This is a genomic window from Pseudonocardia sp. DxW (genome assembly GCF_058448985.1).
In genome coordinates this window covers 297,228-309,910 of the sequence record NZ_JBZFLK010000007.1, presented here as the reverse complement: position 1 = coordinate 309,910, position 12,683 = coordinate 297,228, and the positions used below count along the sequence as shown (strand labels likewise).

Genomic DNA, 12,683 nt, shown 5'->3' with positions numbered 1-12,683 from the left:
TCCCATTCCGAACCCGGTAGCTAAGCCTTTCTGCGCCGATGGTACTGCACTCGACAGGGTGTGGGAGAGTAGGTCGCTGCCGACATTCAACCTTTTTTGTGGGGATGCCCCGGACTTCGGTCCGGGGCATTTCTGCGTTTCGGGGCGGATTTCCCGCCCGGGGCTGCGGGACAGGGGAGCGGTCTCGGCGTCGTCGCCGGTATGGCGCTCGACCGGTACCGCAAGGAGTGCCGGCGCCGTGTTTCCGGCCCGGGATGGGCGGTATGAGGTAAGGACCGGCCCCGCCCGGCGTCGACACCGGGCACGAGCGCCGGCGCAGCACGGTAGGTGGCGCCCTTCGCCGGGCCTCTGCGTCCGGTGCTGCTCCGTATCGATCGCCGGCGGTGCCCCGTGTCGATCGGCGGTGGGTCGTCGGAGTGCTGGTGGGCGTGCTCCGCACGCTGCCGTGGGCCGCGTCGGGCCCGCTCAGGCTGGTTCGGACCGGCGCGGTTGCATCAGCGCCGTGGTCCGCGCACGCTGCGGCGTGCGGCGGCGGAGGTCGTCGCGCAGCGCTTGTCGGCCCGGAGGCTGCGCTTGTCGGCGCGGACCCGGAGCGGGTCACCGGCCCCGTTCCAGGTGACCACGTCGTAGCCGATCACGTCGTAGCCGATCACGTCGTTGGCAACCGTGTCGTGGGCAACCGTGGGCAACCGTGTCGTGGGTGCCCGCGCTGCTCCCCGGGTTGGTCTGATGGCGGTGGAGCTGCCCGGCTCGTGGCCGACTCCGGGTCAGTTCGCATCCCCCGCCGGCCGGATCGCCTGCGAGGCGCGCTCGGGCCGCGCTGCGCACCGACTCGAGCTCTCCCGTGCCGGTGGTGCCGGTGGCACTCATCGAGCCGGTGGCACAAGCACATCGCACCGACAGGCGACGGCCCCGTGCCCGGTCGGGCCTCGAATTGTCCACATGGCCCCGAACCATCCACAGCTGCGAGAACCGACCGTCCCGGCGGTCCGGATGGCGCGACCCTCGTAGGGACAGCGAAACCGCCGCCCAGGAGGATCCCGTGCCCGCCAACCGCATCACCGTCATCGGCAACCTGACCCGCAAGCCCGAGCTCCGTTACACGCCGACCGGTGTCGCCGTCGTCGAACTGACCGTCGCGGAGAACTACCGCCGGCTGGACACCGTCAGCAAGGAGTGGCGCGACGTGTCGAAGACGTACTACCGCGTGACCTGCTGGCGGAGCCTCGCCGAGCACGCCGCCGGCACCCTGGGGAAGGGGCACTCCGTCATCGTCGTCGGCCGCATGTACATGGACGAGTGGGTGGGGCGGGAGGGCGAGCTGCGCCGCACGCTGTGCATCGAGGCCGACAGCGTCGGATACGACCTGAAGTACTCCTCGGCCCTGGTGCCTCCGCGGGCACCCGGGCCGGACCGGCAGGCCGCCGCGGAGGACCGCACCGGGCGGCCGGCGTCCGGCTGGGGGGTCGTCGTCGGCGAGCCCCCGACCGACGAGCCGGACGACGTCGACGAACCCTTCGACGTGGACGGGGAGGACGTCGAGGGCCGCAGCATGGTCGACCGCATCAGGCAGGAGCAGCTGGCGACCGCACCGGCCTCCGACGGCTGAGTGCGACCGAACTACCATCGTGGTCGTGGCGGACCTGATTTACACGATGCGGAACGTGCGCAAGGCGCACGGCGACAAGGTCATCCTGGAGAACGCGTCGATCAGCTTCCTGCCGGGGGCGAAGATCGGCGTGGTGGGCCCGAACGGGGCCGGGAAGTCGACCGTCCTCAAGATCATGGCAGGGCTGGAGCACGCGAACAACGGTGACGCGACGCTCAAGCCGGGAGCAACCGTCGGGATCCTCCAGCAGGAGCCGCCTCTGAACGAGGAGAAGACCGTTCTCGGCAATGTCGAGGAGGGGCTCGGCGACATCAAGGTCAAGCTCGACCGGTACAACGCGATCGCCGAGGAGATGGCGACCAACTACACCGACGAGCTGATGGAGGAGATGGGCCAGCTCCAGGAGGAGCTCGACCACGCCGACGCGTGGGAGATCGACTCCCAGCTGGAGCAGGCGATGGACGCCCTGCGCTGCCCGCCGCCCGACGCCGAGGTCACCCACCTGTCCGGTGGTGAGCGTCGCCGGGTGGCGCTGTGCAAGCTCCTGCTGTCCAGCCCGGACCTTCTCCTGCTCGACGAGCCCACCAACCACCTCGACGCGGAGAGCGTGCTCTGGCTGGAGCAGTTCCTCGCGAACTACCCGGGCGCCGTCCTGGCGGTCACCCACGACCGCTACTTCCTGGACAACGTCGCCGGCTGGATCCTCGAGCTCGACCGGGGCCGGACCTTCCCCTACGAGGGCAACTACTCCACCTACCTGGAGAAGAAGGCGGAGCGGCTCGCCGTCCAGGGCAAGAAGGACGCCAAGCTGCAGAAGCGGCTGAAGGAGGAGCTGGCGTGGGTCCGCTCCAACCCGAAGGCGCGGCAGGCGAAGAGCCGTTCCCGGCTCGACCGCTACGACGAGATGGCCGCCGAGGCCGACCGGCACCGCAAGCTGGACTTCGAGGAGATCCAGATCCCGCCGGGGCCGCGTCTGGGTAACCAGGTCGTGGAGGTCTCGCACCTGGACAAGGGCTTCGACGGCCGCCAGCTGATCAAGGACCTGTCCTTCACGCTCCCGCGGAACGGCATCGTCGGGGTCATCGGCCCGAACGGCGTCGGCAAGACGACGCTGTTCAAGACGATCGTCGGGCTCGAGAAGCCGGACTCGGGAGAGGTGCGGATCGGCGATACGGTCAAGCTCTCCTACGTCGACCAGAACCGGGGCGGTATCGCACCGGAGAAGACGGTGTTCGAGATCGTCTCCGACGGCCTGGACTTCATCCAGGTCGGGAACGTGGAGATGCCGTCCAGGGCGTACGTGGCGGCGTTCGGTTTCAAGGGCCCGGACCAGCAGAAGCCGGCCGGGGTCCTCTCCGGTGGCGAGCGGAACCGGCTCAACCTGGCGCTGACGCTCAAGCAGGGTGGAAACCTGATCCTGCTCGACGAGCCGACGAACGACCTGGACGTCGAGACCCTCGGTTCGCTGGAGAACGCGCTGGAGCAGTTCCCGGGCTGCGCCGTCGTGATCTCCCACGACCGCTGGTTCCTCGACCGTGTCTGCACGCACATCCTCGCGTGGGAGGGCACCGACGAGAACCCGGCTGCCTGGTTCTGGTTCGAGGGCAACTTCGAGGCCTACGAGAAGAACAAGATCGAACGGCTCGGCGCGGAGGCGGCGCGACCGCATCGAGTCACGCACCGTAAGCTCACTCGCGACTGAGCGCTACGCCGCCGGGCCGTACCCGGGCGGGTCCGATCTGGGCAGAGCGGACGCAACGGCGCTGCACGTGCAATCCGGCCGGTGGTGTCCACAGGAGGCGATGTGACGTCCGACCTGGGAAATCGTGTCGGTAGTACGGCAACCGCCGAGCTGCGGACAGCAGCGGCGCTGCGTTGGCAGCGTCCGCTGCTGACCGCGGAGCTCGCCGGGCACGCCTGCGTGCGCGCCGTTGCAGACGGTGACGATCTGCACTGGGTCCAGGCCGCGGGCTGGCTGCTCGACGGGTTGTCGGCCGGTGGTGACGCCCGTGACGTCGCCACTGCCGTACTCGGCGGGGTCACCGGCATCGGCGATCCCGACGAGGCGGTGCCCGCCGTGCCCGCCCGGCCCCCCGGGGCGGCGTTGCTGAGCCGGCCCGAGGCGTTCCGGCTGCGGGTCGTGCTGGCCGCCGTCGCCCAGGCGGATGGGGAGTGGGAGAGCGCCCGGGCACTCGTCGCCGGGTTGCCGGACGACGCCCCGGGCGAGGAGGCGGGCCTGCTCCGTCTCGACCGGCTGGCCGTCGAGGTGCGGTGCGCGCTCGCCGACCCGGCGGGTGCCGACCTTGCCGGGCTGCGCGCGGCCACGGAGTCGTGTGCCGGGCGGCTCGGCGGGGAGGCGTCGGCGTACGCCGAGCTCGTCGCCGGTTCGGTGTACCGGGCCTGCCGGGAGCACGACCGCGCGGTGGACTGCGCGCTGCGCGGGCTCGCGCAGCTGGGCTGGACGCCCACCCGGCCCGAGGCGCGTCCGCTGTCGGCGCACCTCGCGGCCGCGCTGCTCAGCCAGTGGATCACGGCGCTGCTCGATGCCGGTCGGGTGCCGCTCGCGGCGGTGCGGGCCGCGGCCGCGCAGCGCGACGTCACCGACGCCGGACGACAGGGCGTGCTGCTGCGGCTGACGCTCGCGCGGGCGGAGGCGGGCCGGGCCGACCACGCGTCGCGCGCGCTCGCCGAGGCCGCCGAGGGCGCCGCCGCCGCGGGCGTCCCCGCACTCGTCGCGGCCTGCCGGAACGCGCAGTCGGAGCTGTACGAGAGCGCCGGCCGGTACCGCGAGGCGCTCGAGGCGATGCGTGCGGCCGCCGAGGCCGATCGGCTCGACCGTGCCCGGGGCCGCCGGTTCCGGCAGGCGGTCGCGGCTGCGCTTCCGCTGCCGGAGGCGGTCCCGGCCCGCGGTGCGGCCGTGCGGCGCCGGCCGTCGCCGGTGCCGGTGAGCACGGCGGCTGCGGCGGACGCGGATCAGGACCGCGGGCGTCTGGCGTCCGGCGATCCCGCCTGGTCCGGGATCGTCGCCGCACATGGACGCGGGGCCGGTGTGACGGCCGAGCCTGCGGCCGCGACCTCCGGGCGTGCGGATCGGGCCTGGGCGGGCGCCGGCGGGGAGCTGCCCGCCGAGTCCGGGACGGCCGGCAGGCGGTCCGCGACGGCGCGCTCGGGGATCGACCCGGACGATCCGCTCGGGGTGTCCGGGCTGCTCGGCACCGTCGACGGTCCGGACCCGGTGCCCGCGCCGAGGAACGGATCGGGATGGTCCGCTTCGTCGGGCTCGTCGGGCTCGTCGGGCTCGTCGGGCTCGTCGGGTGAGCACGGTCGGCTGCCGTCGAGGGGCCGACCCGACCGGGCTGCACCGGGGTCGGCCGCCGCGGGCGGTCTCGGCACCGGTGGCCAGGCCCGCACCGGGGCACACGACGACGACCACCCCGATCGCGGCGTGCTGGATGCCGTGGGTGCCGGTGATGCCGGTACCGACGAGCCGGATCCCGCGGGTGTCGACACCGCCGACGCCGGCACCCCGCTCGCCGACGAGCTGGTCGCGGAGCTGCGCGCCAACGGCCGCTCCCGGGTGCCCGCGCGGGGCGTCCTGAACGGGGCCGCCCGGACCGCGGACACCCCGGACCGCGGTGCGCCGGAGCGCCTCCCCGCACCCGAGCGGACGCCCGCCGTCCCCGCGGCGGTGGAGCGCTCGATCCTGGTCGACATCGTCGACGCCGATGGCCGGACGGTGCCCGCCGAGCAGGCGATGGGCACGCTGCACGAGATCGCCGTGCGGTCCCGCCGGCTGGTGCCGCCGTCCGGTTCGGCGGGTATCGACGCCGCCGCCGTGCGGGTCACCCTCCCGGACGCAGATCGGCTGACCGTCCTGCTGTGGGCCCGGTCGCTCGCGACCCATCTCGCCGATCGCGTCCCGCAGGGCGGCCTCCCCGAGGGGGCCGCGATGCGATTGCGCGCCCTCGGCCCGGACGGCATCGAGGGCGACGAGGTCGTCCGCCGGTTGACCGGTCCGGACGAGCCGGCCCGGGTCGACGCCGCGACCTGGGCGCCGGCCGCCGACCGGCAGCCGGTGTCCGCGGTGCCCGCCGCGACGCCGGGATCCGAGGGCACCGGGGACGACGGGCAGCAGCCCCGTCCGGAGCCGGTCGCGGGCCCCGCGATGGCGAGGCCGCTCGATCTGGCGTCCGTCGTCGCCGAGAAGGAGCGCGGGGGACGGCGTCGTGCAGCGGACGGGGACGTCGCGCCGCTGCTCAAGGCCGGGATCACCGTCCGGCCGGGCAGTGGCGGGCGCCGGCGCACGGAATCGCCCGTCGGTACCGGTGGCCGCGACGCCGCCGGTGAGCCGCGCCGCGGGGTGACCGGCGACGGTGGCGCGGACATCGTGCCGGTCGCCGCTGCCGAGCATGCTGTGCACACCACCGCGGGCGCACCGGCCGGGGCGGCGGCCGCCGGGAACGACCCGGCGGTCCGGGGGAGCGATCCGGCGGCCGCGGGGCGCGACCTCGTGGCTGTGGGGAGCGACTCGGCGGCAGCGGGGAACGACCCGGTGGCTGCCGGGAGTGACCCGGCGGCGCCCCGCGCGGGTGTCTCCGACCGGAGGCTGGCCGACGCGGTTCGCGCGCACATCGACCTGTCCGGGGCACCGGTGACCGGGGGCCGGTCCGCCGAGGCGGACCCGGATCCGGCCGGGGACCGGGCCGGGCTGCCGGTCGCCTGGTCGTCGGTGTCGACGGGCAGCGGCCCGGGGGCGCTGCCGAAGCGGAACGGGCGGGCCCGCCGCTCCGGCGGGGATCCGGCGGCCGCGTCGGCGGCAGGATCGGGGCCCGGCCGGCCGGGCTCGGCACGCCCCTTCGCGCTGGCGGGGGACACCGCCGGCCACGACGACGTGTGGACGGTTCGCACCGTCGGTCCGGAGCCGGTGGTCGTGCCGGGCGAGGCGTCCGGTCCGGATGCGGCGCCTGGGCCGGACTCGCAGCCGCGGTCCACGACTGCGTCGGGGCTGGACCCGGATTCGGGGCGGATGCAGGCGGCGGGGCTGGACCCGGTGCAGGGGCTGGACCCGGAGCCGGGGCCGATGCAGGTGGCGGGGCTGGACCCGGTGCAGGGGCTGGACCCGGAGCCGGGGCCGATGCAGGTGGCGGGGCCAGACCCGGTGGCGGGGCTCGACCCGGTGCCGGGGCCGATGCAGGTGGAGGGACTGGCCCCTGAGCCGGGGTTGGACTCGGTGCCGGGGTCGGACTCGGTGGCGAGGCCGGACCCGGGGCCCGCGTCGGCGCCGGAACCGGGATCCGAAGCGGCCGCCCGGTCGCACACCCGCGACGTCTACCGGGCCGCGTGGTCGGCGGACCGGCCCGGTGGGCTCTTCGGCGACCTGGTCGGCGGGAACGTCCCGCTCAGCGGCGCCGACCTGTTCGCAGCCCCAGCCGACCCCGATGCCGACCCCGATCCCGATGCCGACGCCGCGGCCGGGGCGCGGCCCGGTCCGGGTGACCACGACGCCGGGGCCGGGTCCCGGTCCGGTCCGGGTACGGAAGGCCGGTCCACCGCACCCACGGACTCCGGGCCCCGGGAGGCGGGAGCCCCGGCGACGGAGTCCGGCGCCGGGCCGGGGTCCGGTGCCCACAGGGTCGGGCAGGAGCCTGGGGCCGCGTCCGGTGCCGAGCCGGGGTCCGGTGCCCGCACGGTGCGGCGGGAGCGTGGGGCGGCCTCCGGTGCCGGGCCGGGGTCCGGTGCCCGCACGGTGCGGCGGGCGAGCGCCCCGCCGGCCGACGACGACGCGACCGACGCGACCGACGCGACCGACGCGACCCTGGGGGCCGGCGAACCGGCTGCGGCCGGCCCGGCCGACCGGCCCGCCCCGGGGCGACCGGGTACGAGCGGCGGCGGCGCTGCCGCGGCGGTCACCGGCGGGAACACACCGCCCACCGAGGGCGCACCGTCCGACGCCGGCACGACCACGTCCGGCGATCCGGCCGAGATCCCCGAGAACATGAGCATGGCCGATCTCCTGGCCGGGGCGCTCGCCGCGTACCGCGAGATCTGATCCGGCCTGCACGAACGGCCCGCTCACGGCCCCGTTCCGGGTTTCCGCAGAGCGCCCGGCGCCGTCACCCTCACGGGATAGGGTGACGGCCGCCAACACACGCGGGTCGGAGTGGGACGTGAGCAGCGGTACGACGGGCGACACCGGAGACAGGACCGACCTCGGCGCGTCGGCGGGCGGTGAACCGCGCCCGGGCAGCAGCGCCGCCGCGGACCTGGTCCGTCACTACGCCCGGCACACCCCCGAGCCGGAGAGCACCGACGGCGGCGCGCTGCCGGGCCCGGCGTCCGTCGTCGACGCGCATCTCGCGCTCGCCGCGCACCGCGAGCCGGGCCGGGCCGTCATCCGGGTCGTCCCCGGCGTCGGGGGCGCGGCGACCGTCGACATCGTCACCGACGACATGCCCTACCTGGTCGAGTCGGTCATCGCCGGGGTCGGGCGGGCGGGCGGCACGGTGCGCCGGGTCGTGCACCCGATCCTGGTCGTCCACCGCGACGCGGCGGGCACCCTGCGCGGTGTCGACACCGAGGCCGATCCCGGCCGCCCCGGCGACGCGCTCGCCGAGTCCTGGATGCACCTCGACGTGGTGTACGAGGGCAGGGCCGACGAGGGCGGCCTCCCCGGGAACGGGGCCTCCGGCGGCGGGCTCGATCCGGACGCGCTGCGGGCCGAGCTGGAACGGACGCTGTCCGACGTCCGGCAGATCGTCGACGACACGGCCGCGATGACCCTGCGGGCGCGGGTCCTGGCCGACGATCTCACCGGCGCCGGGACCGTCACCGCGCCGGACCCGGGCGACGACGTGCACCCGGCCGAGGTCGCCGACCTGCTGCGCTGGCTGGTCGACGACCACTTCGTGTTCGTCGGGTACCGGCACTACTCGCGCCGCGACGGCCGCCTGCAGCCCGACACCGAGACCGGCCTGGGTGTGCTGCGCCCGCACGACGCCGGGGCGAACGTGTTCCTCCCCGGGGAGACCTGCGCCGGGGGCAGCGGCGCCGGCGACCCGGCGGGGCTGTTGCTCATCACCCGCGCCGGGGAACGCAGCCGGGTGCTGCGGGCGGTGCACCCGTACTACGTCGGTGTCCGGACCCGCGCCGCCGACGGCACCGTCACCGGCGAGCACCGCTTCCTCGGCATGCTCACCGTGCCGGCCCGGCACGAGTCCGTACTGGACATCCCGGTGGTCGCCCGCCGGGTCCGGGGCGCGATCCGGCGCGCCGGGTTCCCCGCCGACTCCTACTCCGGGCAGCAGATGCTCGAGGTCTTCTCGGTGCTGCCCCGCGCCGAGCTGTTCGCGTCGTCGGAGCAGCGGCTGCACGACACCGGGGTCGGTGTCCTGGAGGCCAGCGCCCGGCGCGCGGTGCGGCTGTTCGTGCATCCCGACCCGTACCGCCGCTTCCTGACCTGCCTGGTCTACCTGCCCCGCGACCGCTACACGACCGACACCCGGTTGCGGATCACCGAGATCCTGCGCAGCAGGCTCGGCGGCACCGACACCACCTACACCGCGCAGGTCGGCGACGCCGAGCTGGCGATGCTGCACCTGACCATCACCACCGACCCGGCGGCCGATCCGGCCGAGGTGGACGTGTCCCGGCTGCAGGACGAGGTCGCCGAGGCCACCCGGACCTGGGACGACCTGCTGGTCGCCGCCCTCGGCGACGCCGGTGCGGCGGCCCGGCCGCTGCTGGCCGGCGTCCCCCGGTCCTACAAGGCCGGGGTCGCGCCCCGGCACGCCGTCGAGGACCTGCGCCGGGTGATGACACTCGGCGCGGGCGGTGGTGCCGGTGCCGGCGACGGTGCAGATGATGGCGACGCGTTCGACCTGCGCCTCTACCGCGGCGCGGACGACGACATCCGGTTCGCGCTCTACCTGCGCGACTCCCCGGCGACGCTGACCCGGATGCTGCCGCTGCTGCAGCAGCTCGACATCGACGTCGTCGACGAGCGGCCCTACGAGTTCACCCTGCCCGGCGGGCGCGGCTGCTGGCTGTACGACTTCGGCGTCCGCGCCCCGGAACCCGCCGGGGCGCCCGCCGCACCGGCCGTCGCGGTGGAGGACGCCGGGACCCGGTTCGAGGAGGCGTTCGCGGCCGCGTGGCGCGGCGACGCGGAGTCCGACCGGTTCTCCGCGCTGGTGCTGCGCGCCGGGCTGCACTGGCGGGAGGCGGCCGTCCTGCGTGCCTACAGCCGCTACACCCGCCAGGTCGGCGGCCGGTTCACCCTGCAGTACACGGCGAACGTCCTGGTCGCGCACCCGGACGTCGCGCAGGCCCTGATCACCCTGTTCCGGGCCCGGTTCGACCCGGAGCGCGCCGACCCGGTCGAGCGGGAGGCCGCGCACCACCGCGCGCTGGAGCACGCGACCACGCTGATCGACCAGGTCAGCGGCCTCGACGCGGACCGGATCCTGCGCGGGCTGCTCGCCGTGATCGAGGCGACGCTGCGGACCAACTGGTTCCGGGGCCGGCCGTTCTTCTCGTTCAAGCTCGACCCGGCCGCCGTGCCGGACATGCCGCCGCCCCGGCCCAAGTACGAGATCTTCGTGTACGCGCCCGGGGTGGAGGGCGTGCACCTGCGCTTCGGGCCGGTCGCCCGCGGCGGCCTGCGGTTCTCCGACCGCCAGCAGGACTACCGCACCGAGATCCTCGGGCTGGTGAAGGCGCAGGCGGTGAAGAACGCGGTGATCGTGCCGGTCGGCGCGAAGGGCGGCTTCGTCGTGCGGACGCCGTCGCCGTCACCCGAGCACGTGCGCGAGTGCTACACGACCTTCATCTCCGGCCTGCTCGACGTCACCGACAACCTGCTGACCCGGCCGGACGGCAGCACCGAGACGCTGCCGCCGCCGGACGTCGTGCGGCACGACGGCGACGACTCCTACCTCGTCGTCGCCGCCGACAAGGGCACCGCGACGTTCTCCGATCTCGCCAACTCGGTCGCCGCGTCGTACGGCTTCTGGCTCGGTGACGCGTTCGCCTCCGGCGGCTCCGTCGGCTACGACCACAAGGCCATGGGCATCACCGCGCGCGGCGCCTGGGAGTCGGTGAAGCGGCACTTCGCCGAGCGCGGCCTGGACACCCAGACCGAGGAGTTCACCGTCGTCGGCGTCGGGGACATGTCCGGTGACGTGTTCGGCAACGGGATGCTGCTCTCCGAGCACATCCGGCTGGTCGCCGCGTTCGACCACCGGCACGTGTTCGTCGACCCGGACCCGGTCGCCGCGACCTCCTACGCCGAGCGGCGCAGGCTGTTCGAGCTGCCCCGGTCGTCCTGGGAGGACTACGACCGCACGCTGATCAGCGCCGGTGGCGGGGTGTGGCCGCGGACCGCCAAGTCGGTGCCGGTCGGCCCGGAGATGCGCGCCGCGCTCGGCCTGCCCGACGGCGTCACCCGGCTCTCCCCGCCGGAGCTCATCCACGCCATCCTGCTGGCCCCCGCCGATCTGCTGTGGAACGGCGGCATCGGGACGTACGTGAAGGCGTCCGACGAGTCCAACGCCGAGGTCGGCGACAAGGCCAACGACCTCATCCGGGTCGACGGGCGCGAACTGCGGGTGCACGTCGTCGGTGAGGGCGGCAACCTGGGCCTCACCCAGCGCGGCCGGATCGAGTTCGCCAGGGCCGGCGGCCGGATCAACACCGACGCCATCGACAACTCGGCAGGCGTCGACTGCTCCGACCACGAGGTCAACATCAAGATCCTGCTCGACCGGCCGGTCGCCGAGGGGATGCTGGACACCCCGGCGCGCAACGCGCTGCTGGAGTCGATGACCGACGAGGTCGCCGACCTGGTGCTCGCCGACAACATCGCGCAGAACGCCGTCCTCGGCGTCGCCAGGGCGCACGCCGCCGACATGGTCGGCGTGCACGGCCGGATGGTCACCGATCTCGTCGAGCGGACCGGGCTGGACCGCGAGCTGGAGGTGCTGCCCGATCCGGCCGGGTTCGACGGGCTCGCCGCCGACGGCCTCGGTCTCACCAGCCCCGAGCTGGCGACCCTGCTCGCCCACACCAAGCTGGACCTGACCGACCGGCTGCTGCAGACCGACCTGCCGGACCGGCCGGCGTTCGCCGCGACGCTGCCCGCCTACTTCCCGGCCCCGCTGCGCGAACGGTTCGACCACGCCGTCCGCAACCACCCGCTGCGCCGGGAGATCATCGGCACCCGGCTGGTGAACCAGATGGTCGATGGCGCCGGGATCAGCTACGCGTTCCGGCTGGGTGAGGAGCTGGCCGCCGGGCCGGACGACGTGATGCGGGCCTGGGCCGTCACCACCCGGGTGTTCGCGCTGCCCGAGCTGTGGGAGATGGTCCGGACCGCGGACGTCCCGGTGTCGGTCGCCGACGCCGTCGTGCTGGAGTCCCGCAGGCTGCTGGACCGGGTGTCACGCTGGTTCCTCACGAACCGGCCGCAGCCACTCGCCGTCGGCGCCGAGATCAGCCGGTTCGCCGACCCGATCGCGCAGCTGCGCCGGCAGCTGCCCGAGCTGCTGCAGGGCCGCGAGCTGGCGGCCGTCCGGGACCGGGCGGCGGCGCTGCGGGCGTCCGGCGTGCCGGAGGCGCTCGTCGAACCGGCGGCACTGTCGCTGTACGCCTACGGGCTGCTCGACGTCGTCGAGCTCGTCGAGCTGTCCGACCGGGAGAAGGAGCCCCGCCCGGCCGACGAGGTCGCCCGGCTGTACTACGCGCTGTCCGAGCACCTCGGCGTCGACCAGGCGCTCACCGCCGTCAGCAGGCTCGACCGCGGCGACCGCTGGCACGCGCTGGCCCGGCTCGCGCTGCGCGACGACCTCTACGGCTCGCTGCGCTCGATCACCCTCGACGCGCTGCGGGAGACCCCGCCGGGCACCGGCGTCACCGAGGCCGTCGCCGCGTGGGAGCAGGCGAACGCGTCGAAGCTGTCCCGGGCGCGGACCGCGCTGGAGGAGATCGGGGCGTCCGCCTCGCTGGACCTCGCGACGCTGTCGGTGATCTCGCGCCAGCTGCGTGGCCTGGCCCGGTAGCGGTCGGGGACACTCGGGCG

General features: G+C 74.8%; 5 protein-coding genes and 1 rRNA gene. 5 read left to right on the top strand and 1 reads right to left on the bottom strand.

The window, feature by feature from the left end; all coding sequences use genetic code 11:
• Positions 1–85: ribosomal RNA gene (rrf, locus tag ACVJO7_RS13865) — 5S ribosomal RNA — on the top strand; the annotation flags it as partial.
• A 409-nt stretch (positions 86–494) separates the two neighbouring features.
• Here rrf and ACVJO7_RS13860 read toward each other — a convergent pair.
• The gene (locus ACVJO7_RS13860) at positions 495–653 is read right to left on the bottom strand and encodes a hypothetical protein (RefSeq protein ID WP_491673197.1); all 159 of its coding nucleotides are present in this window, start codon (positions 651–653) and stop codon (positions 495–497) included.
• A 389-nt stretch (positions 654–1,042) separates the two neighbouring features.
• Between ACVJO7_RS13860 and ACVJO7_RS13855 the strand changes: the two genes are divergently transcribed.
• The 4 genes from ACVJO7_RS13855 (at position 1,043) to ACVJO7_RS13840 (ending at position 12,663) form a co-directional block, all read left to right on the top strand.
• Entirely contained in the window at positions 1,043–1,609 is a 567-nt protein-coding gene (locus ACVJO7_RS13855) for a single-stranded DNA-binding protein (protein WP_491673196.1), read from the top strand.
• A 25-nt stretch (positions 1,610–1,634) separates the two neighbouring features.
• Complete coding sequence (ettA, locus tag ACVJO7_RS13850) at positions 1,635–3,311, top strand: energy-dependent translational throttle protein EttA (RefSeq protein WP_344024977.1); 1,677 nt, start codon at positions 1,635–1,637, stop codon at positions 3,309–3,311.
• Positions 3,312–3,413: 102 nt separating this feature from the next.
• Positions 3,414–7,658: a hypothetical protein gene (locus ACVJO7_RS13845; protein ID WP_491673195.1), complete on the top strand. Its 4,245-nt coding sequence runs from the start codon at positions 3,414–3,416 to the stop codon at positions 7,656–7,658.
• Between the two features lie 118 nt (positions 7,659–7,776).
• A complete protein-coding gene (locus ACVJO7_RS13840; RefSeq protein ID WP_491673194.1) occupies positions 7,777–12,663 on the top strand; it encodes an NAD-glutamate dehydrogenase in 4,887 nt (1,628 codons plus the stop codon).
• Positions 12,664–12,683: the final 20 nt, after the last annotated feature.